Below are 21403 nucleotides of genomic sequence, written 5' to 3'. Positions count from 1 at the left end.
ACGGTCAACGAGATACAACGAATGGAGACAAGGCATGAGCGTAGGCTCCGGTCAGCTGAAGGCCGATCTTGACGTCCTGGGTGGCGTCTCCTCGAAGATGGTGGGTGACTACGAAAGTCTGCAGTCAGCCATCCAGACTCTCCGCGGCGAGGCCGACTCCCACTCCGCGAGCTGGAGCGGTGAGGCCAAGAACGCTTGGGTCACCGCCATGGAGGGCGTGAACACCGCCTGGGACAAGCTCAACGTGGTCCTCGACGAGATTGCCACCAATATCAACACCTCGAGCGGCGAGTACGGCAACACCGACACCACGGGTGCCGCCGCCCAGAAGCAGATTCCGACGAGCGACATCACGTCCGCTCTGATTCGCTGATCCACTTTTCCTAGGAGGGGGAAACACCAATGATTGCTTACAACTTCGGCGACCTGCAGGAACTCTCAGGAGCCATCGGCAAGGCGCACTCCAGCGTCGACTCGCTCAAGGGTGACGTGAAGTCGTCGTCCGGGCAGCTCGCTGCGGACTGGAGCGGTTCGGCCAGCCAGAGCTGGGACACCGTGCAGACGAAGTGGGATTCGGCCTGTGACAACCTGGTCTCGGCGCTGAACCAGCTCTCGCGCACCGTTCTCGCGAACTCCGACGACATGTCGGCCACCGAGGCCCGTAACGCGGGGCTGTTCGGCGGCGCCTGATCTCAGGTCAGTGATGGCGGTCCCGGTTGCCGGGGCCGCCATCACTGTTTTGTGATCCGCGTCCACCCAAGAAATCCTGCGCATGAGACCGCATTCGATTTTACGTCTTGCCTGATACAACCGGCATCTACTTCAGACCTAGTATCCAGTTTCATCATGGACTTCAAGCCACCATTCGTTAGCTTCGATTTTCCCCATGCCCACAAATTAATCGCACGGACCTTTAAAGCCGACGCGGTTCAAAAATTTGTTACTACGTGGGCCACACCCCGAGCATAGACCAGGTTTACGACATCCTCATTTGACATGAAACGACCGCCAGATAGACCAAATCTTGCAACACACCGCGCGTAAAAGATTCATCCGATCCGCTAGGTCGCTTGATTTCGACGCACGTGCATAAGCCATCAGTCCCCACGCACAGGGAAAGTCATCACCTAACACCACGACGGCGGCCATACCTTGGTGTAGAGCTATTCATATAGACTCACTCATATCGCCAAACCTCCCTCCCTCGCCAGAATGCCGGGGCCAGCGCAGGAAGGATCAGTAGGTGCGGCACTCCGCTCGACGCGCCTTGAAGCATGGGTTGCCGTTGGCGCAATCGAACATATGAACGCCAAAACCCTCTACCAAAAGCCCTTCCTCGCAGGATGCGTCTCTTCTTGACGCAATTTCTCACGCCAAAATTTGAATTATCAGTACATCGACAAAGCGGCGAAAATCGTGAATACGGTACCCGATTATCTCATTCACCCCATCTTCCCTTTGTTGGCTCCGGTGACCTATTCATAAAGGGCCTCCAGTCCGAAACGGACTCCAAATCATCCTGAGTCAGCGACTGGACTTTCCCCAGAGATGTCAAATCTGCCGGCAAGGTATCCTGAGTCCAATAGGTCTGGCGTAGATCAGTAGCTGGACGGGCAGTGACCAAGAGGTAGTGCATTCTTTCTTGCCGATGCGGCACCACGACCAAGTACGTAATGCCATCCAATTCGTCGTCAGGAAACCATTTCATCCTTTTCGTAAAGACACTCGACTTAGAAACTCGCGCGTACTGCACTGGCCCTTGAACCTGATACGACACGACTAGGCGCGCGATTGCAGACATCACCTCATCGGGCGTCTTCTGAACTGCCTCGCTCGCACTCGCGAGAACCTGATCGGCAGGCGCATCGGTCTGAGCAAAAACGGAAACAGTAGGGGCCGCGTCCTCAGTTTCCCCGGGCGCGGGCACAGTCGCAGACGGCACACCAGTTGCCGTCACCGACGGACTCGCCTCGATCAGCGCCCCCGACGAACCCCCGCACGCAGCAATACCTAGCACTAGCATTCCCACGGCCAGCAGTGTGGGGGCCTTCACCACACCTCGGCGCCAAATGGTCATGTGCTCCACACGACGACGCTATACAGGCCATCGTCAAGTCCAGGTGAAACACTGTGTGAAAGTAATCGCACCTGTGAGCCGATCGGCTGTCACACCACAAAAGCTACGGAGTATTGCGGTCAACCGCGATTCGTCTCAGGCAGCGCGAACGGTGACTCCTCCTCGAGCGGGATCTCGGGCCGGGGCCGGGTGGTGGCGGCTGGTTCGGCCCGGCCCGGCACCCATGAACGGCGCCGTCCCCGGGGCAGTGCCAGGGCAATGATGGCCAGCAGCACCACTAGCCCGACCACCAGGCCCGCGAGCTTGAACGCCAGGCCCTGAGCATGTTCACGAGCCTTCTCGGTGCGTACGGCCACCGGGTCGACGGTGGGCACCGCCGCACCGGCGATCTGCTGCGCGGATGCCACCGAGGCACGCTCGGTGATCGCCCGGTAGGGGTTGATCAGGCCGGCCCCGTAGGCCAGGCCCGACGCTCCCGCCGGCATCGGATCTGCGGTCGCGACAAGGCGTTTGGCGATCTCGTCAGGTGTCATCGAGGGAGAGGTCTGGCGCACCAGGGCGACTGTTCCGGCCACCACACCGGCTGCCAGGCTGGTTCCGCTGTACTGCTGCTGCCCGCCGGCCAGCGCACTGGCGATCACTGCCTCGCCGGGTGCCACCACGTCCACTGCTGAACTGACCGCGGAAGTGCCGGCCACGGTGAAGTCCTGGGCGAGTGAACCGACTCCGATCACGCCGGGGTAGGCCGCCGGGTAGGTGAGCGGGTCGGACGGCAGGTCGGCGTTGTGGATGTCGCCGACGGCCGCGACCACGGGAATACCACGCCGTAGCGCGAACTGCACGGCCTTCTTCAGGTTCTTGTCGGCGTCGTCACCCCGGAAGGACGACGACACCTCAATGACCGTGGCCCCGTTCTGCGCCGCCCAGATGATTCCCTTGGCCACCCGGGCCGGGTTGGTGCCTTCCGTGCCCCCGGGCCCGGTCGCCGGAACGGCCAGTGTCACCCGCACCGGCATGATCTCGGCCTGGGGCGCGATCCCCCGGAAGCCGGCTGTGTCCACCTGGTCGGCAACGATCATCGAAGCCACTCCGGTGCCGTGCGGGAGGCAGTCCGCGTACCCGCCGAGCACGCCTCCGCCTCGGGTCACGTCGTAACCGCTCTGCACCCGGCCTTTCAGCTGGCGGTTACCGATGTCCACGCCGGAGTCGACGATCGCCACGACCTGTCCGCTGCCGTTCGCCAACGGGGCCAGGCGTTCGGGCGAGATCCATTTCTGCTGCCAGGGAACGGCACTGACGTCGGAGCCAGGTTTTCCCACATTCGTGCACGTCGGTTTCGTGGGCCGGGCAGGCTTCTTCTTTTTCGCTTTCTTCTTTTTGGCCGACTTCTTGCTGGGCTTCTTCTTCGCCGTCTTCTTGTCGTCGTTGTCGGCATTCTGCACGGCACCGGCGGCGTTCTGGCCGACGGACGTCTGCTGTCCGGTGGAGGCCAAGGCCGCTCCGGAAGGGCCTGCCAGCACGGCGGAGACACCGAGAACCGCGGCGGCGCACAACCCCGCCCATCGAACCGAACGCGTCCTGTTCACGGCTTCACGGCACCCCTCGACGATCCGGACAACCCCACCACGCTACGACATCGTCTTGTGGGCGAAACCTCTTACCCGATGCCGCCGCCGCTGGGCGCGCTGGCATAGGCGGCCGGACCCTGTTCGGCGTCCAGCCTCTGCAGTTCGGCCTGGAGTTGTTCGGACACCTGATAGACCGTGTCCACGACGCTTTCGAACTCGGTGATCTCCGCGGAGATCCGCACGAGGCAACGCATCCGCGTGGTCTTCTCACCCGGCTCCAGCAGGATGCTCACGTTGGTGAACGCGGCCGGCACCAGGGCGAGAGCGTCGAGCAGCAGGCGGGGTTCACCGTCGGCCGGCCAGGAACGCACCCAGAAGGTCACGTGGTTGAGCCGGCCCGTGCGCAGCCGCTCCCAGTCCTCCACCGGCTCGATCGCGCCGTCCACCCCGCACGAACGCGTCAGGGCCTCGACCACGCCCTCGGTGTCGAGAACCCGCCACTGCACGCGGGTGGTGCGCTTCAGCAGGCTCTCGATCCGGCGGACCAGGGAGAGCAGGACGTCAGGGGGCGAGACATCGGCGCTGCGCGCCTGCTCGGCCAGCGCGGTGGCGTCCAGCCGGACGGCGACCCAAGTGGTGACCTGCCGCGCCGTAGGGCCGAACTCGGGGGCACCGAGGGCCTGGGCCCGAGCGGCACCGACGGACGAGGGCACGGTGCGGGTGACGACCTGGACCCGCACACCGGGGATGTCGGACTCGGCGACCAGCTGGGCCATCCGGTCGAGCGGCGGGCCGGGCACGGTGTCTGCGAGATGTTCGGACGAGCCGACGCACTCGAGCACGACGAACCAGCCCGCCCGGTCACCGGCAATACCCACCGGGATACCGTCGGCGGTCTCCGCCGGGGCCACGTCAAGGCCGGGAGCGACCGCACGCAGCGCGGTGATGCGTGGGTCGGGGTGCTTGGGACTGCGGCCCCGGGTGCGGCGTTTCAGGCCCCAGCGGAGCATCTGCCACTCGGCGGCCCAGCGGCGCTGCTGACGCCGGAAGGTGATCAGCACGACAGCCAGACCGGCGACGGCCACACCCGCCATCGGCATCGGGCCGAGACCGTAGGCCGCGGCCACGCCGAGCAGCACCACCTCGAGCACCAGAAGCTGGGCGAGATGCAGCCGGCCGACACGGTGTGGACGGTTGTGGAGCGGCAAGCCCTCCAGGACAGCATCCTGCGACTGCTCCGACGGCACTGCTGACGAAACCATGCTCACCTGCCACATCGTACGAGGTCAGGGCTCAGCTGGATGACGGACGAATAACGTTCTGGCTGCCAAGGGCCCCCGCCGACACCCCTCGCGTTCCACATCCCCCTACGTCGGAGCAGCCTCATACTCACCAGGAGTCTTCAGGCCCCCACTTTGAGACATCGAAGAACTCCTGCCCCAAAACACCTGCGTAACCGCATTCGGCCGGTGCGCGAAATCCCCGGAGTGACGGCGACATCCGGACGACGTGGCCGGGGAACACACGTCTCCTCACCTACCCGGACCGCGAACCGGCCGACAGGCCGGACGGTGACCGGAACGTCCTTCATCGGCAACGGGCACCCCTGGAACGTGGCAGTCTTGACGCACCAGCAGGTCTCCCGCGTCAAGTACCGGCGGGAAATGACCGGCCTGTTCCGACCCGGACGACGTTCGGCACGGCACCACGACAGGTAACACCCGGTTATCAGCGATGGGTAGGTTCCAAGCGATGTCAGCCCCGGTGAGTGAGGCTCCCAGTTCGCTGCGCACCACCCGGCGAGCCGGTCTCATCGACCAGGTCATCGAGCAGCTCCGCACTCAGATCACCTCGGGTGCCTGGGCCGTCGGAGAACGCATCCCGACCGAGACCGAGCTCTCCCAGCTCACCGCCACCAGCCGCAACACCGTCCGCGAGGCCGTGCAATCACTGGTCCACGCCGGACTGCTGGAACGACGACAAGGGTCGGGCACCTATGTCCTGGCCGCGAGCGAGCTGGCGGGGGCCGTCAGCCGGCGGGTTGCCGGGGCGCGACGTCTTGATGTGCTCGAGGTCCGCCGCACGCTGGAGGTCGGCGCGGCCCGTCTCGCCGCCAGCCGCCGCACCCCCGCCGACATCGCCCTGCTGCGCGAGCTACATGCCGACCGGCAGAACGCCCGCGACTCGGGTGATGTGGACGAGCTCGTGGTCAGCGACGTCAGCCTGCACCGCGCGATCGTGCAGGCTTCGCACAACCCGGTGATGATCGATCTCTACGAGAACCTGGTCGATGCCTTGCAGGAGAATGTCCGGTTCAACGTCGCGGTGATCGCTCCCGGCGACGACGACCACCACGCCCTGGTGGATGCCGTGATCATGGGCGACGCCGAAGCGGCGGCCGCCGAGGCCGCGGCCTTCCTCGACGCCCTGATCGCGGGCAGCGACATGGAAGACGGGGCGGTCGCCCTGGATCTCGAGGTCCGGCGGGGCGTCGAGTAGGTATCGGGCGACCCGGCGGCAACGCATTGGCGGTCGGAGGCGCCGGACTGCTAGTCTCGGGGACACCCGAGCCCCCGTAGCTCAGGGGATAGAGCGTCGCCCTCCGGAGGCGAAAGCGCAGGTTCGAATCCTGCCGGGGGCACCATCGCTTGAACAACAAAAGGGTCGTTGACCAGGGAAACCTGATCAGCGGCCTTTCTGCTGGTGTCCGGTGCTGAACGACGCTCTACGAGCTGCAATGGTCCTTCTCGCCGAGGGCGAGCCTGAGTTTGGCCGGCTTCCCGATCACGTGTGGGACCTTGCTGGATCTTCGGAAGTCCCAGCGCCTCCTCTATCCGTTGCCGACCCGGAGACCACACGGGAAGACGGCGTGCTGCTGCTGACCGCCGGGAGGCGCTGACATCTTCGCCGCCTTGTGCACCGGATGGCACCCAGATCATGCCTTTCGAGCTCGAAAGTGCTGTGAGTGCCGCGCATCAGCTGCCGGCCCGGCGGGGCCATCCCTCCGTGCGGCCGCGGCCGCGATTTAATTTATGGTCAGGATGCTGCTCCTTAACGCGTATAGTGGCGACCATCATGACCCGTATATCGTAGGAGCTGTCATGCCCCGCCCCTCCGCACGCGTGACCGCTGCCGCTGGCAGCATCGGCGAGCAGTTGGTTACCTGGCGCAAGCTGCAGAGGCTCACCACGGTCCAGGTCTCCGAGCGGGCGGGGATCTCACGGAATACGCTGCGCCGGGTCGAGACTGGTGACACCGGCGTCAGCCTGCAGGCCTTCCTCGGCGTTGCCCGAGCCCTCGGAGTGCTGGATGCCGTCGTGACCGCCACCGATCCTTACGAGACCGACCTCGGCCGAGCACGCGCCGACGAAACCCTGCCGAAGCGAGTACGCCAGTGAGCCGGATTCTCGCCTACCTCGAGATCGACGATCGCGTCGTCCCTGCCGGGGATGCCTACTTCAACTTTCGCCGTGGCCGCCTGACCGGCACCTTTTCCTATGATCGCGCCTACATCGCGCGGCCCGGCGCCTACGCCATCGACCCCTCACTTCGTCTCACCACGGGTTCCTGGGCGCTACCGCAAGGACTCCCCGGAGCCTTCGGCGACGCTGCTCCCGACCGATGGGCCGGAACCTGATCGCCAGGCGCCTTCGTGCCGAGGCCGGCGCCGAGGGCCGACCCGCACCTGTCCTTAACGACCGGGATTTTCTGCTCGGGGTAAGTGATGAGACTCGTCAGGGTGCAATACGTTTCAAGACAGATCAGGATGACGTCTTCCAGCACCCGGCGCCGGACGTGCCAAAACTCATCGCCCTTCCTTCTCTGTTGCACGCGGCCAACGCGGTCTCGCGCAACGAGCCGGACAACATGGAAGCGATCAAGACACTCCTGGATGCCGGAACCGGTTCGCTGGGCGGAGCCCGGCCCAAGGCGTCAGTTCGCGACGGCGACCGGCTCATGATCGCCAAGTTCCGCACCATGCCGATGACTGGAGTGTCATTGCCTGGGAAAAGACCGCTCTTGACCTGGCCGAGGCAGCGGGAATCTCCGTCCCCGGCAGACGCCTGGTCGGCATCGAAGGAAACCCTGTACTCCTGCTCGACCGATTCGACCGGGATGAAGGACGTCGGGTCGGCTACATCAGCGCCACGACCTTGCTCGAGGGCCGGGACGGGCAGCCCCGCGACTACACCGAGATCGCCGAGGCTCTCCCGGAGAACAGCTCCGCTCCCGCTGACGACCTCCGTCAGCTGTGGCGACGCATCGCATTCTCCATCGCCATCCACAACACCGACGACCACCTCCGCAACCACGGGTTCCTGCGTCACAGCTCCGGCTGGAAACTGTCACCCGCTTTTGACATAAACCCCAACCCCGACCTTGCCGGGCAGCGCGTGACCAGTATCGGCGGAGCGAGCACTCCGGCCGACGAGGTCAGCGCGCTCCTTCTCTACGCGGACAGCTTCGGCTTGACGAAGGCACAGGCACGCGTTGTCCTCCGGGAAGTCGCCGAGGCCACGGAGGACCGGCAGTCGGTCGCCCGTCGGAACGGCATCTCCACAGCGGAAATCGCTCGCTTTGGAACCGCTTTCGACCAGGCCATCAGTGCGGTGAGCCCCATCTGAACACTCACGCCGTGAGCTGTACTGGCGACCATGAGCGTCACCTTCCGGAGGCGAAAGCACAGGTTCGCATCCGGCCGGGGTGCTCAGCTCCATTTCCCTGATCTGGACATCTCTGCGCAGATTAGAAGAGGCGCATAGCGGCCGCTCGCTCGTCCCTTGGACAACCATCGATCCGGGCCGGGTCCACATCGTGGAGAACTTTCTCTCCGCCGGCTTTCACCCCGAATTCAACTCCCTCTCACCCACCCACCACGCCGGCCTGGCCGACCGGGGCATCGTCGTCTGCGGGTTCAAGCAAGGCCGCCAACCACGCTTCGTGTACTGGCCCATCGGCACCGCTCGCCCGGAGAAAATGGTCGCCGAGATCGAAAGAGCCATGTGTGCATCAGGACTCAAGGCACAAGGCCTCGCCGCCAACGCCCAGCGAACAGCCGTCCGGGCACACCGAGGACGAGGCAAGAAAGGCCAGCCCCTCCTCCCCCCGGTACGCGGTCTCTTCGATCCAGTCATCGGCGTCCCCGAACAGCAGACCACATAGGCTCCGAAAAACCTGCCCGTGTCTGTAGACCTCGAGGATCGTATCTGGGCAAGGATGCGGCAGGCTGAGGAACCGTCCGGTTTCCGGACGGCCCCTCAGCAACCCGGTCAGGTCAGCCAGGTGGCCATGAGCTTCCCGGTGCTGGACTTGATGGTGACGGCGGCACCATCGCCGATCCCGGCGCCGGCCGAGGTCTCGTAGAAGAATCTCCAGGTGTTGCTCTCCCCCTCCAGAACTTCGGGGGTTCCGTCCTCTTCGCCCGGGACATCGATCGGGTCGAAGACGGCACCGTTCGCATAGACGAACTGAATCGGTGAGGTGAGGACGGTCCAGTCCCCCCGGATCATCTGCACCTTGACGTCCACCGCATAGGCAGGGTCGCCGAGCTCCTCCTGCGTCAGATCGGTGGCTTCCGTCACCGTCACGTCGGCATCGAACTTCGTGGTGTGGATCCGCTGCACGGTCCCCATCGGCTGGGCGCCGCCACTGGTCGGTGTGCCGGCCGCATCGGTGGCGTCGGTAGTGGCCACTGCACCCGATGTTACGGTCGCGGTCGGCGAGGCACCCGCACCCTGGGCTTCTGTAGTGGACGCGGTAACGGTCGGCGAGGCGGTCGAAGTGCTGCCACACGCTGTCGCGAAAGCAAGCACAAAGACTACTGTCATTGATCTTTTGAGCACGTCGTCAGTGTATGCACGCTGCGGATCGGCGCCTTGGGCCGGCGACGGCTGGACGATCGGGCTGCGGCCTCGCCGCGTAAGCCGTCGCCCAGATTCCTTGGATGTGACGAAAAGTATTACTGTGAAACCATTTTGATGCACCGATGAATGAATGCGCCCTATCCGGTGGCGACGAGAGCCAAGACATCGCTCGGAATCGGTTCACGTGGGCACCTTGAGACCGTTGTACGCAAGAGTTGCAGGTGAAGCCGAAGGTCCCCCCGTGCGTTCCCACTCGGCGGCGGCAGGACGGGACCGAAGACATCAGGGTAAGAATGAACGCCAAATCCTTCCCTTTAGATCATCCGAACCGATTGCTGTTACTGTCCGGGCGTTTTCAGATAGATTCGATGACCCTGGAGCCCTGAATGATTCGCATACCCCTGAGACTGCAGCCGCAGCGAACTGCCGGGATCCTGGCGGCAGCCCTGCTGACGTCCGGTCTCGTGGTAGCGGCCGCCGCCGGCCCTGCCGCAGCCGGCGATGGCATGAGCACCGCCACCGGTACGCATGTGGATGTCTGGTGGAACATGAAGGGGGCCGAGAACCTCACCGAGGTCCACCAGAAGATGACTATCAAGAAGAAGACGAAATCGTCGTACTGGTCGCTCTTCTACGGGATGACGGGCGCTAGCGGCGACGCGGGCGAGCAGCAGGGCTACATGGGTCTCCAGACCGATGCCACCCGGCCCGACGGCAGTAAGGGGGAGATGGCGATCTTCTCCGTCTGGAACGCCGATGCCTTCCGCAACCAGCAAGGCCGGTGCATCACCTTCGGCGGTGAAGGCGTGGGGTTGTCCTGCCGGGCGGCAGCGGCCATCGATGTCTCCAGCACTTACAAGTTCCGGGTCAAGAAACTCGAGACTGATGCGACCGGTCAGTGGTGGGGTGGCTGGATCGACGATGTCACGGCCGGCACCTCGCTCTACCTCGGTGATCTGCACAACCGTAGCCCGTGGCTCGCGAATGACCGACTGGTCAACTTCAGTGAGTACTGGGGGACCTCGGTGCCGTGCGCTCAGGTGCCGACGAGTGCGGTCGTCTGGGCGAAACCGCAGGCCAACCCCACGAACGCGACTGCCGACAGCTACCAGTACCAGGCCGGGTACAACCAGACCGTTCATGGTGACTGCACCGACACCCAGGTCACGCCTACCAAGCTCGACGACCTGGACGCATACACGGTTTTCGCCGGGCCAGCTGCGTCCACGCTGCTCCCGACCGGCCAGCACCGTATCCAGGGCCTCGACAGCAAGTGCCTGGGAGCCGCGAACGGATCGACGACCGACGGGACTGCGGTGGATCTGTACCCGTGCACCGGCGCACCGACCCAGGACTGGACGTTCCCCGGGGACGGCACTGTTCGAGTGGGCGAAAAGTGCCTCGACGTGAAGGATCGCGGCACGACCGACGGTTCCGTGGTGCAGATCTACACCTGTAACGGCACCGTCGCCCAGCAGTGGTACTACGAAGACCGTGAGCTGGTGAACCCCAACGCCGACAAGTGCCTTGACCTGAAGGACAACTCCTCGGCCGACTACACGCGCACCCAGGTGTGGACGTGCACGGACGGGGGAAACCAGAAGTGGTCACTCGTCTGACCTCTGGTGGGTCGAAGGAGTCCTGCGGATTCCGGTAGGAATGCTCAGGTTCGGCCCCGGAGGCCAGTACGGCCACTCCTCGACGGGCTCATGGGCCGCTGAACTGGGCCAATACCTCCAGTAGGGACCGGCGGGATCGGGCCGGTCCCGCCGGCCGAGCTGCAGCGGCTGACGGGGCCGACCCCTCCTGCCCCGGTACGCGACCTCTTCGACCCGGTCATCGACATCGCCGAACAGCAGACCCCGTAGGCCCCGAAGAACATGCCCTAGATTGTGGCGATGCGCCCCGTCCGGACAACTGTCCTGCTCGGCCTCACCGCACTCCTGGCCGGTTGCGGAGAGGTAGCCGCGGACGCAGGCACACCCCCACCAACCCTGACCGCCGCGACGACAGCCCCGACGACCACCTCGTCCGTACCCCCGACCCAGGCCTGGTACACCACCGAGCCGGCGCCGTACGTGGGTGGTCACGCCACCCCGGAGACGCCGTACAGCACGGCCACCGCTACCGGCTGCCCACCCGGCGGCCTGACCTACGCCGTCGGTTTTACAGACGCGGCAATGGGTTTGCGCGTCACCGGGCTGACGGTGAAGAACTGTGGTTCGGCCGTCCGGACGGTGAAGGGCTACCCCGACCTGACCGTGGTCGACGAGTTCCAGCGTCCGCTGGACGTGACGGTCGAACATGGTGAGGCCGCCGCGACCGGCATGTCGTCGCCCCGGCCGAGCACCTTCCGGCTGGAGCCGGGCCAAGAGCTCTCGTCGGCCCTCTCCTGGCGCAGCACTGTCACCCTCAGCGAGGACGACCGGTCGGCGAAGGCGGGTGGCGTGCGGCTGACGTCCGGAAAGCTGGAGCAGATGTTCATGGCGTATCTGGACATCGGCTCGACCGGTGATGTCTATGTCAGCGCGTGGGACCGGCCCGCCACGGAGTAGAGGTCGACGGTCCAGCCGGCTCAGGGCGTCCGCCCAGCAGGGAACACACCTCCACCCAAAATTCACCGCTCCCATGGCACTTCCTGCCAGGACCAGTGACCCCGCGCAATTATCGGTAACAGCTCCGAAGTGCGGAGCCAGGCCTTGGTTACCACCAGCCTGAACGGATGTCCGGACAACCGGACCCCTTGTCCGACAAGCAAAGTTGACCGTTCTGCCCGGTGGGGGCCACTTGCCGCCGCAGGTGGTGCCGAGTGGCCACCCCGGGCCCGACGAAAGTCCTGTTGGCACTCGCCTGAAGGTTCGGGAGGATCAAACCGGATCAAACAATCCGAGAGGAGCGGTCCAGGCGATGACCGAAGCCATGACCGACGTAACCCCGACCCGTACGGCCCCGGCGGCCGGCGAAAAGCCCCTCACCGATGAGGAGCTCACCGCAATCGACGCCTACTGGCGCGCCGCCAACTACCTGTCGGTTGGCCAGATCTACCTGCTCGACAACCCGTTGTTGCACGAGCCACTGGTAGCTGAGCACATCAAGCCCCGCCTACTGGGCCACTGGGGCACCACCCCGGGCCTGAACCTGATCTACGCGCACATGAACCGCGTGATCAAGCAGCGCGACCTCAACGCGATCTACATCACCGGCCCGGGCCACGGCGGCCCCGGCCTGGTGGCGAACGCGTACCTCGAAGGCACGTACAGCGAGGTCTACTCGCACATCACCGAGGACGAGACCGGACTGCGAAAGCTGTTCCGTCAGTTCTCTTTCCCCGGTGGCATTCCGAGCCATGTGGCACCCGAGACGCCTGGATCGATCCACGAGGGCGGCGAGCTGGGATACGCCCTGGTTCACGGGTACGGCGCGATCTTCGACAACCCCGACCTGATCGCCCTGACGGTGGTCGGTGACGGTGAGGCCGAGACCGGCCCGCTGGCGGCGAGCTGGCACTCCAACAAGTTCGTCGACCCGCGCCGTGACGGCGCGGTGCTGCCGGTGCTGCACCTGAACGGCTACAAGATCGCCAACCCCACCCTGCTCGCCCGGATCCCGGAGACGCAGCTGGTGGCGCTGATGGAGGGTTACGGCCACAAGCCGTACCTGGTCACCGGCGATGACCCGGCGCAGGTTCACCAGGCCTACGCCGCGGCGCTCGAGGCCGCGCTCGACGACATCGAGCGCATCCAGACCGACGCCCGCACCGGTGTCACCCACGAAGAGCCCCCGGCCTGGCCGATGATCGTGCTGCGCACCCCCAAGGGCTGGACCGGCCCGAAGGTCGTGGACGGCCATCAGGTCGAAGGCTCGTGGCGGTCGCACCAGGTGCCGCTCACGGGTACCCGGAAAGACGCCAACCACCGCGGTCAGCTCGAGGAGTGGCTGCGTAGCTACCGCCCCGAGGAGCTGTTCGGACCCGACGGTTCGCTGCTGCCGGAGCTGGCCGCCCTGGCCCCCGAGGGCAACCGGCGCATGAGCGCCAACCCGCACGCCAACGGCGGTCTGCTCACGAAGGCCCTGCGTCTGCCCGACTTCCGTGACTACGCGGTCGACGTGAAGACGCCGGCCACCACGTCGAGCGAGGCCACCCGCCAGATGGGTATCTGGCTGCGTGACGTGATGAAGGCCAACCCGACCAACTTCCGGCTGATGGGGCCGGACGAGGTCGCCTCCAACCGGCTCTCCCCGGTCTTCGAGGTCACGGACCGGGCCTGGAACTCCGGCACGATCGAGGGTGACGACCACCTCGACCCGAGCGGCCAGGTGATGGAGGTTCTCTCCGAGCACCTCTGCCAGGGCTGGCTCGAGGGCTACAACCTGACCGGCCGGCACGGCCTGTTCACCTGCTACGAAGCCTTCATCCACATCATCGACGCGATGTTCAACCAGCACGCGAAGTGGCTGAAGACGACGTCGGAGATCCCGTGGCGGCGCCCGATCCCGTCGCTCAACTACCTGCTGACGAGCCACGTCTGGCGCCAGGACCACAACGGGTTCTCGCACCAGGACCCCGGTTTCATCGACCACGTGGTGCAGAAGAAGGCAGAGGTCGTCCGGGTCTACCTGCCGCCGGACGCGAACACCCTGCTGTCGGTCACCGACCACGTCCTGCGCAGCACCAACTACGTCAACGTCATCGTGGCGGGCAAGCAGCCGGCCCTGAACTACCTGACGATGGACGAGGCGATCGCGCACTGCACGCGGGGTCTGGGCATCTGGCCGTGGGCGTCGAACTGCGAGGACGAGCCCGACGTGGTGATGGCCTGCGCCGGTGACATCCCGACCCTCGAGACCCTGGCCGCGGTCGACCTGCTGCGCCAGTACGTGCCGGAGCTGAAGGTCCGCGTGATCAACGTGGTCGACCTGATGCGCCTGCAGTCGGAGTCGGAGCACCCGCACGGTCTGTCGGACAACGAGTTCGACGCGCTGTTCACGGCCGACAAGCCGGTGGTGTTCGCCTACCACGGCTACCCGACCCTGATCCACCGGCTCACCTACCGGCGCCGGAACCACAACAACATCCACGTCCGCGGGTACAAGGAGGAGGGCACCACCACGACGCCCTTCGACATGGTGATGCTCAACGACCTGGACCGGTTCCGGCTGGCCATGGACGTCATCGACCGGGTGCCCGCGCTCGGCAGCAGCCGGGCCGTGCTCCGTCAGAAGCTCGACGACTTCCGGATCGCCGCCCGGGCCTACACCCGGGAACACGGCGAGGATGCCCCGGAGATCGCCGACTGGTCCTGGCCCTACAGTGACAGCGACGCAAGCGGTAGCACGGAGCAGGAGTAACAACGATGCACGTACTGGTGGTCAACGCGGGCTCGTCGAGCCTCAAGGTCCGTCTCCTCGGGGATGCGGACGAGGTGATCGGCACCGTAGACCTGCCGGCAGACACATCCGGCTTTGATGTGGCCGAACTGTCTGCGGCACTGAACAAATGGCCGAGACCGCAGGCCGTTGGCCACCGGTTCGTGCACGGCGGCACGCAGTTCAGCGGGCCCGCCCGGATCGACGACGAGGTGATGGAGCAGCTGCGGGGCACCATCCCGCTCGCCCCGCTGCATCAGCCGAAGTCGCTCGCGGGGGTGGAGGCAGTGACCCAGTTGCTGCCTGACGTACCCGCGGTCGCCTGCTTCGACACGGCGTTCCACACGACGCTGGCCCCCGGCGCCTACACCTACGCGGTGCCGGCGCAGTGGCGGGAGACCTACGGCATCCGCCGTTACGGGTTCCACGGTCTCTCCCACGCCTACGCGTCGGCCCGGGCCGCTGCTCTGGCCGGGCGTCCGGTGTCGGAACTGCGCACGGTGGTGTGCCATCTGGGTGCCGGTGCCTCGCTCTGCGCGGTCGCCGGGGGCAACAGCGTGGACACCACCATGGGGTTCACCCCGCTCGAGGGGCTGGTCATGGCCACCCGCTCGGGCACGGTCGACCCGAACATCGTGCTCTGGCTGCAGCAGCAGGCCGGCCTGTCCGTCGAGGACGTGGCCCAGGGCCTGGAGCGGGAGGGCGGCCTGCTCGCCCTGTCCGGCAGCAACGACATGCGGGACGTGGAGGACGGCTTCGAGAAGGGTGACGAGCGCTCGATCCTGGCGCTCGAAACCTACGTGCACCGGCTGATCAGCAGCATCGGCTCGATGATCGCGTCAGCCGGCGGCATCGACGCGCTCGTCTTCACCGGCGGGGTCGGCGAGCACTCGCCGATCATCCGCGGCCAGGTGGCCACAGCGCTCGGCTGGGCCGGGCTCACGGTCGACAGCGCCCTGAACGAGCAGGCCCACAGCGACCTGGAGATCAGCGCCGAGAACGCGACGGCACGCACCTTCGTCATCACCGCCCGCGAAGATCTGCAGATCTCCGGTGAGGTCCGCGGCCTCCTCGGCTGATCCACCACCGCTCACCCGTTCGTGATCATGCAGCGTGTCCCCGGGGACGCTCTGCATGATCACGAACTTTTTTATTGCTTGAGGACGCGGATGCGCACCGATCGCGGTCGGCTCACCTTCCAGCCCGCGCACCCCAACTGTTCAGCCGAATCTCTCCAGTAACAGAAGTTCAGGGCGTGTCGCTCGGACCACGGTCACTGTGTGTCGAGAGAATGGCCTCTCATGATCGCTAGGAGTAGCTGAACGCCTGAGGGGGCCACCGCCGTGATCGACGTGGACGTGCTGTCGACCGCGGCAGGACTGCAGGAGTTCGACGCCGCGACCGTGGCCGCGTACTGCCAGACCGACGAGGCCCGGGTGATGCTCGTGCTGGACGAGCACGGTGATCTCTTCACCAAGCGGATCCCCCGCCACCAGGCCCACCCCGCCTCGCCGCGCTACCGGGTGCTGCATCCCGACGCCCTGGCTCACCGCATCACCTCCGTCTCCTCGCCGGTCCCCCCGCCGTCGCTGGACCTCACCGACCCCGCCCTCGATGACTTCGGCGACCACCCGGAGAGCCACCGCCCCCCTCAGCCGACGGTGACCGCGCCACTCGAGGAACCTCGTCCTCAAGCATCATTGCCCTCCGAACCACTGCCCTCCGAACCACTGCCCACGCGACCGACGCGTTCACGCCCGCGGCCCCCGCGCTCCACGCCCCGGGCCCGTCGCCCCGAACGCGGCGACCAGCCCCGTAACCGTTCTACAACAAGCGGTTTCACCAGTGGTGGTTACACGAGCGGCGGCTACACGTCGGCTGGTGCGAGCGCTCCGCCCGCCGGTGGGCCGACCGGCGACTCCCCGACCCGCGGCCGTGGTCAGGCGCCCGGCCGGGCATCGGCCCACGGCAAGAACCCGACACCGCCCGGAAACTCGGTGCAGCACGGAAACTCCTTGCCCGAAAAGGATCTGCCGACCGGCGCCAACCCCTCGTCCGGAGAGAACCTCGCCATCGCGGACGACTCCGCGATCGTCGGGAAGCCCGGCCGGGCCCGCGCATCCGGCAAAGCCCGAACCACGGGCGCTTCCTCGCGCACCCGGCAGCCCCGGAGATCGGCCGACCCCGCCGGCCCGGCTCCCTGGCAGCCGCCGGCACCGGCGTCCTCGGACGACCCGCGCGACGACACCTCCTGGGCACCGGGCGCCGGCCAGCCCTCCCCGGGCACCGCATCCCCCGCCTTGGCGAGCGATGCGCTCGCTTCGCCGATGTCCCCGTCGGGCCCCGAGGCCCCCGCTCCGTTCCCCCCGGCTCCGGCGGAGCCGACCCGATCGGGCCGGTCGACCCGATCGGCCCGCTCAGCCGGATCAGCCGGATCAGCCGGATCAGCCGGATCAGCCGGGTCCCGTTCATCCCGATCGCACGTGGCCTCCACCCCACCGGCCCGCTCGGCCGGCTCGACCCCGTACCCGCAGGAATCCCCGTCGCCCGCGTTCCCGCGGATGCGCCGATCCCGCTCTGCCCCTCAGAGGCCGCTCCCCTCGGGTGCGCATCCGCAAGACCTGTCCCTCGCGGAGCCGTCCCCGCAGGACCTCTCCGGGGACTCTCCGGCGGCCCCACCCTCGTCCTTCCTTTCCGCTCCGCCCCCGCAGGCCCCGTTCCATGCGGCCTCATTCCCCCAGGTCTCACTTCCACCCACCCCGGTGACCCGCACCCCACGCAACGATCCGCCGCCGGACCCGGCGCTCCGCCGGACGCGCACGCCTCGCGCCCGCTCGCCTCAGCCCGGGTCGGCACCTCGCCCCTCCCACTCTGCGGCCCCGGCTCCGCCGACTTCCCACGCCTCTCCCGTCAACCGCGGCCCCCGGACCACCCGGACGTCGCAGCCGACCCGGCAGCCGCTCCCCGCACCAGGTGCGCCGGGCGCGTCCGGTGCGCCGATCGTCCGCAGTATCCGCAGCGGTCACGAGGGACTCGACCGGCTGGAGGTGATCCACTCCCGCGACCCGGAACCCGAGCCCGATCCACGCATCGCCACCGCCGAGAACTCCCTGCTGGCCTGCGCCGGGGAGAACGATCCGGAAGCCCGGCACGCCCTGGCCTCGGCCGCCATGAGCAATCTCGGCGAGTGCGTGCCCAACATTCCGCGGGACGGCGAACTGCACACGGCTGCACTTCCACCTCGGCTGCGATTCGCCCTCACTCTGGCAACACTCACGTTGATCGAGAGCACCGGACAACCCATCGCCCGGAAACTCCTGATCTCCGCCTACGACGACGCGACGGCTCTGGCCCAGGAGTTTCTTCCGTCCCGCCAGGCTGATCTGATCTCCCGCTTCCGGGCATTGGCATCTGGCCGTTCGGCGGATTTACCACTTGCCTGAACGGAACCGAAAGTCCACTGACATCGTTATACCCCGAAGATACTCGCGAGTTATTTCCGACCCCCGGCGGAAAGTTCTCGCAGCCCCCCTGATCAGGCATTCTGTTATCTGGAAGAGTGTCCGCCAGAAGGATTCAGCGAGGACGGATCCGCTATTATCGGCCACCTCGCGCACCTGACGACGAGAAGGATGCGACTGCTGTGGCGACAGGAAAGATCCTGCGGTTCGACGAAATTCGTGGGTACGGCTTCATTGCGCCGGACTCGGGTGGGGAAGACGTCTTTCTTCACGCGAATGCGTTGCTTGCGGAAAAGCACCAGTACCAGCCGGGCGTTCCGGTGGAGTTCGACGTGATCGAGGGTGAGCGCGGCCTCAAGGCGACGGCGGTGCGGGTGGTCAAGGGTCGTTCGGGAGTTCCCGCACCGGTCGCGAAACCGGCTCCCATGCCCTCGCCCGCGATGCAGGCCGCGGCCACGCACGGCCCGGTCAGCCCGGTCGCCCCGGCCCCGTCGCCACCCGCGCCGGCTCCCCCGCAACCGCATCCCGCGTCCCCTGTTCCCGGTGCTCCCGGTGCTCAGCCGCACACCAGCGGGGCCAACGGCTCGGTGGTCACTGCCACCCCACCGGTGGTGACCCCGGCCACCGTGGCCGCCGCGTCCCACGCCCCGGCGACCATCGCCCCGCAGCGCACGGCGAACGGCGCGAGCCCGGCCCCGGTGCTGAGCGCGATGAACGGCACCGCTCCGGTCAACGGTGCCTCCCCCGCCCATCTACCGCTCACGCCCGATGCGCTCGGCGTCGAGGTGGTGGAGCTGTGTCTGGAGTCGGTGCCCAGCCTGACCGGTGAGCAGATCATCCAGCTGCGCCGCGCGGTGGTCACGATGGCCCGGCGACACGGCTGGGTGGGCGAGTAGAGCTATTTCAGCCGGAGCTTCTCACCGAGGATGGGCGCCAGGAACTTGGCGTAGACCTGGGTGACGTGGCTGTCGTCCTGGTAGACGAGCATGTCGCCGACGACGGTGGGGCAGCCCTTCCGGGCACAGAACCAGGGCATCGGATCGACGACCGTGCCACCGATGTCCTCGAACATCTCCCTGAGCAGCTTGCGCCGGTCGGGGGCCGTGGTGGCCTGGCGTTCGCTGGCGGCGCACTCCGATATCTGGGTGGGCTTGGTCGAGAGGCACTCCGGCACGTTCACCTTCGGCCAGGCGCTGTCGTCCAGGTAGACCACCTTGGCGCCCGAGGCCTGGATCGCCTCGGCGTTGCGGCGCCAGCCGTCCACCCAGCGCTCGTCCTGTGATCCGTCACCGTTCAGGGCCTCGCCGCCGTCCGCGTTCGCCGACATCACCACCAGGGCCGGCTTCATCTGGTTGATCCGGGCGATGGTGTTCTTCCGCCACTGGATGCACTCGGTGTAGTTGCGCTTCACCAGCTCCAGGTAGATCGTGACGTCGGCCGCGGTGCAGGCACTCTTGGTGAAGCTCGCCAGGCGCCACTTCTTCTGCTTCGAGATCTGATTCATCGCCGGCCACCACTGCGCGGCGTGCGAGTCACCGAACAGCACCACCTCTCTCTTCGAGGAGGCGTCGCCGAAGTTCTCGCACGAGCGAGGGGCGGTCACCCCCTCGAGCTCGCGGTGGCAGCCGTCGAAATAGACCGGCGGCAGGTCGCGCGCCGCACCCTCCAGGCTCGGCGTGAGGTTCTTCGGGAGCGCATCGTTCTTCACGGCCGCGGTGAGCCGGCGTTCCAGCTGTCTCTCCCGGGCCGTCGTACTGCCGGTCAGCTCCACCCGGCCGGCGTTCACCGTGCCGTGCGGGGTGCGGTCGGGAAGCACCGGGAGCAGGAGGGCCAGCACCGCGGCGACGGCCATCAGACACAGCCCGGTGATGGCATTGCGGCCCCAGCCGGAGCGTTCGCGACCGACCTCGTGCATGGGCCGCTCCACCATCGCGAAGCTGATCACGGCCATCAGGTAGGCGCAGCCGGCGGCGACGAGCTTCTTTCCGGTGCCGAAGTCCTCGTCCAGTGCGTACGGGCCGATGAGCAGCACCGGCCAGTGCCAGAGATACCAGGAGTAGGAGCGGGCCCCGACGGCCCGCATCGCACCGTGGCTGAGCAGGCGTCCGCTCGCGGCCCGGCCCGCGGCGATCACCAGGAACGCGCCCATCACCGGCAGCCCGGCGTGATAGCCCGGGAACGGGGTGCGGTCGTCGAAGTTCACGGCGGCGGCCACGATCATGATCAGGCCGACCAGCCGCAGCATCGTGGCCAGCGGATCGGGCAGCCGGGGCGTGTGCGGCAGGGCGAGCGCGAGCAGGGCACCGGCCCCGAGTTCCCAGGCCCGGGTCGGCGCACCGAAGTAGGCCCAGTTGGCGAGCTGGCCGGTGGAGATCACCGACCAGGCGAACGAGGCTGCGGTGATCAGCGTGATCACCGCGACGAAGGCCCACCGGCGTTTCACCAGCACTGCCGTGATCAACAGCAGCAGCGGGATGACCAGGTAGAACTGCTCCTCCACGCCGAGCGACCAGAAGTGCTGCAGCGGGGAGGGGAGATCGCCCTCGCCGCGGTACTGCGTGCCGGTCGCGGCCAGGCGGTAGTTCAGCACGTAGCCGGTGGCCGCCAGGCCGTCGGTGGCGATGTCTTTCAGCCGCACCGAGGGCAGCCACCACCAGGCTGCGAGCAGCGTGGCAACGGTCGTCAGCGTGGCCGCGGGCAGCAGCCGCATCGCACGGCGGGCGTAGAAGCGGCCGATGTGCAGACGTCCCGTGGCCTCCACCTCGCGGGCCAGGTGGCCGGTGATGAGGAATCCGGAGATGACGAAGAAGACGTCGACGCCCACGTAGCCGCCACTGAACGAGCTGACGCCGCAGTGGTAGAGCACCACCAGGATGATCGCGATCGCCCGCAGCCCCTCGATGTCCGGCCGGAACTCGGGCCGGGCCGCGCGGGGCCGGGGATCGATCTTCTCGGGCGAGAGCGTGGTTCCGAGAACCGTCGATGCGAGAGGCACGCACCGGTTATCGACACGTCGGGCCCCGGCCTGAGCCCTCACGCGCAGAGCATCCCTGATCCGTTCGGGTG

17 protein-coding genes and 1 tRNA gene are annotated in these 21403 nt (G+C 66.7%); 14 read left to right on the top strand and 4 right to left on the bottom strand.

Features of this window, described 5'->3' with window-relative positions; translation table 11 throughout:
* Positions 1–34 precede the first annotated feature (34 nt).
* Together QSK05_RS06585 and QSK05_RS06580 are read left to right on the top strand one after the other, a co-directional pair.
* A complete protein-coding gene (locus tag QSK05_RS06585; RefSeq protein ID WP_285594922.1) occupies positions 35–373 on the top strand; it encodes a WXG100 family type VII secretion target in 339 nt (112 codons plus the stop codon).
* A gap of 29 nt (positions 374–402) precedes the next feature.
* On the top strand, positions 403–690 hold the full coding sequence (locus tag QSK05_RS06580) for a WXG100 family type VII secretion target (protein WP_285594920.1): 288 nt from the start codon (positions 403–405) through the stop codon (positions 688–690).
* Between the two features lie 1506 nt (positions 691–2196).
* On the opposite strand, the gene QSK05_RS06575 is transcribed toward QSK05_RS06580, so the two are convergent.
* A complete protein-coding gene (locus QSK05_RS06575; protein ID WP_285594918.1) occupies positions 2197–3570 on the bottom strand; it encodes a S8 family serine peptidase in 1374 nt (457 codons plus the stop codon).
* A gap of 164 nt (positions 3571–3734) precedes the next feature.
* On the bottom strand, positions 3735–4907 hold the full coding sequence (locus QSK05_RS06570; protein ID WP_285595180.1) for a type VII secretion protein EccE: 1173 nt from the start codon (positions 4905–4907) through the stop codon (positions 3735–3737).
* A 490-nt stretch (positions 4908–5397) separates the two neighbouring features.
* Here QSK05_RS06570 and QSK05_RS06565 point away from each other — a divergent pair, with 490 nt between their 5' ends.
* The 6 genes from QSK05_RS06565 to QSK05_RS06540 all read left to right on the top strand — a co-directional run bounded on the left by QSK05_RS06565 (position 5398) and on the right by QSK05_RS06540 (position 8808).
* Positions 5398–6144, top strand: coding sequence for a FadR/GntR family transcriptional regulator (locus QSK05_RS06565; RefSeq protein ID WP_285594916.1), 747 nt, complete (start codon positions 5398–5400; stop codon positions 6142–6144).
* A 70-nt stretch (positions 6145–6214) separates the two neighbouring features.
* Positions 6215–6289 (top strand) — tRNA-Arg (locus QSK05_RS06560).
* 457 nt (positions 6290–6746) lie between these two features.
* The gene (locus tag QSK05_RS06555; protein ID WP_285594915.1) at positions 6747–7043 is read left to right on the top strand and encodes a helix-turn-helix domain-containing protein; all 297 of its coding nucleotides are present in this window, start codon (positions 6747–6749) and stop codon (positions 7041–7043) included.
* Positions 7040–7282, top strand: a complete 243-nt coding sequence (locus tag QSK05_RS06550) for a hypothetical protein (RefSeq protein ID WP_285594913.1) — start codon at positions 7040–7042, stop codon at positions 7280–7282. The genes QSK05_RS06555 and QSK05_RS06550 overlap by 4 nt, the downstream gene beginning before the upstream one ends.
* A 361-nt stretch (positions 7283–7643) precedes the next feature.
* The gene (locus QSK05_RS06545; protein ID WP_285595178.1) at positions 7644–8270 is read left to right on the top strand and encodes a type II toxin-antitoxin system HipA family toxin; all 627 of its coding nucleotides are present in this window, start codon (positions 7644–7646) and stop codon (positions 8268–8270) included.
* A 79-nt stretch (positions 8271–8349) separates the two neighbouring features.
* The gene (locus QSK05_RS06540) at positions 8350–8808 is read left to right on the top strand and encodes a hypothetical protein (RefSeq protein ID WP_285594911.1); all 459 of its coding nucleotides are present in this window, start codon (positions 8350–8352) and stop codon (positions 8806–8808) included.
* Between the two features lie 107 nt (positions 8809–8915).
* Here the strand turns inward: QSK05_RS06540 and QSK05_RS06535 are convergent, their stop codons facing one another.
* Positions 8916–9338 carry a hypothetical protein gene (locus QSK05_RS06535; protein ID WP_285594909.1) on the bottom strand — a complete coding sequence of 141 codons (423 nt, stop codon included), beginning with the start codon at positions 9336–9338 and terminating at the stop codon, positions 8916–8918.
* Between the two features lie 557 nt (positions 9339–9895).
* Between QSK05_RS06535 and QSK05_RS06530 the strand changes: the two genes are divergently transcribed.
* The 6 genes from QSK05_RS06530 to QSK05_RS36610 all read left to right on the top strand — a co-directional run bounded on the left by QSK05_RS06530 (position 9896) and on the right by QSK05_RS36610 (position 19233).
* Entirely contained in the window at positions 9896–11128 is a 1233-nt protein-coding gene (locus tag QSK05_RS06530) for a ricin-type beta-trefoil lectin domain protein (protein WP_285594907.1), read from the top strand.
* A gap of 279 nt (positions 11129–11407) precedes the next feature.
* Entirely contained in the window at positions 11408–12064 is a 657-nt protein-coding gene (locus QSK05_RS06525; RefSeq protein WP_285594905.1) for a DUF4232 domain-containing protein, read from the top strand.
* A gap of 352 nt (positions 12065–12416) precedes the next feature.
* A complete protein-coding gene (locus QSK05_RS06520) occupies positions 12417–14858 on the top strand; it encodes a phosphoketolase family protein (RefSeq protein ID WP_285594903.1) in 2442 nt (813 codons plus the stop codon).
* Positions 14859–14863: 5 nt separating this feature from the next.
* Complete coding sequence (locus tag QSK05_RS06515) at positions 14864–15955, top strand: acetate/propionate family kinase (RefSeq protein ID WP_285594902.1); 1092 nt, start codon at positions 14864–14866, stop codon at positions 15953–15955.
* 264 nt (positions 15956–16219) lie between these two features.
* Positions 16220–18319 (top strand): hypothetical protein, encoded by a 2100-nt coding sequence (locus tag QSK05_RS06510; protein WP_285594901.1) that lies wholly within the window; start codon positions 16220–16222, stop codon positions 18317–18319.
* 200 nt (positions 18320–18519) lie between these two features.
* Entirely contained in the window at positions 18520–19233 is a 714-nt protein-coding gene (locus tag QSK05_RS36610) for a cold-shock protein (protein ID WP_285594900.1), read from the top strand.
* Positions 19234–19235: 2 nt separating this feature from the next.
* On the opposite strand, the gene QSK05_RS06500 is transcribed toward QSK05_RS36610, so the two are convergent.
* A complete protein-coding gene (locus QSK05_RS06500; RefSeq protein ID WP_285594898.1) occupies positions 19236–21332 on the bottom strand; it encodes an acyltransferase family protein in 2097 nt (698 codons plus the stop codon).
* Positions 21333–21403: the final 71 nt, after the last annotated feature.

This window comes from Kineosporia sp. NBRC 101731, assembly GCF_030269305.1.
GTDB lineage: Bacteria > Actinomycetota > Actinomycetes > Actinomycetales > Kineosporiaceae > Kineosporia.
Note: the sequence above shows the minus strand (reverse complement) of the source record. Positions and strands in the feature narration are given on the sequence as shown.

Excerpts from the sequence above, each read along its gene's own strand:
- QSK05_RS06585 (WP_285594922.1), top strand. The coding sequence starts at position 35 with ATGAGCGTAGGCTCCGGTCAGCTGAAGGCCGATCTTGACGTCCTGGGT.
- QSK05_RS06580 (WP_285594920.1), top strand. The coding sequence starts at position 403 with ATGATTGCTTACAACTTCGGCGACCTGCAGGAACTCTCAGGAGCCATC.
- QSK05_RS06570 (WP_285595180.1), bottom strand. The coding sequence starts at position 4,907 with ATGGTTTCGTCAGCAGTGCCGTCGGAGCAGTCGCAGGATGCTGTCCTG.
- QSK05_RS06565 (WP_285594916.1), top strand. The coding sequence starts at position 5,398 with ATGTCAGCCCCGGTGAGTGAGGCTCCCAGTTCGCTGCGCACCACCCGG.
- QSK05_RS06555 (WP_285594915.1), top strand. The coding sequence starts at position 6,747 with ATGCCCCGCCCCTCCGCACGCGTGACCGCTGCCGCTGGCAGCATCGGC.
- QSK05_RS06530 (WP_285594907.1), top strand. The coding sequence starts at position 9,896 with ATGATTCGCATACCCCTGAGACTGCAGCCGCAGCGAACTGCCGGGATC.
- QSK05_RS06525 (WP_285594905.1), top strand. The coding sequence starts at position 11,408 with ATGCGCCCCGTCCGGACAACTGTCCTGCTCGGCCTCACCGCACTCCTG.
- QSK05_RS06520 (WP_285594903.1), top strand. The coding sequence starts at position 12,417 with ATGACCGAAGCCATGACCGACGTAACCCCGACCCGTACGGCCCCGGCG.
- QSK05_RS06515 (WP_285594902.1), top strand. The coding sequence starts at position 14,864 with ATGCACGTACTGGTGGTCAACGCGGGCTCGTCGAGCCTCAAGGTCCGT.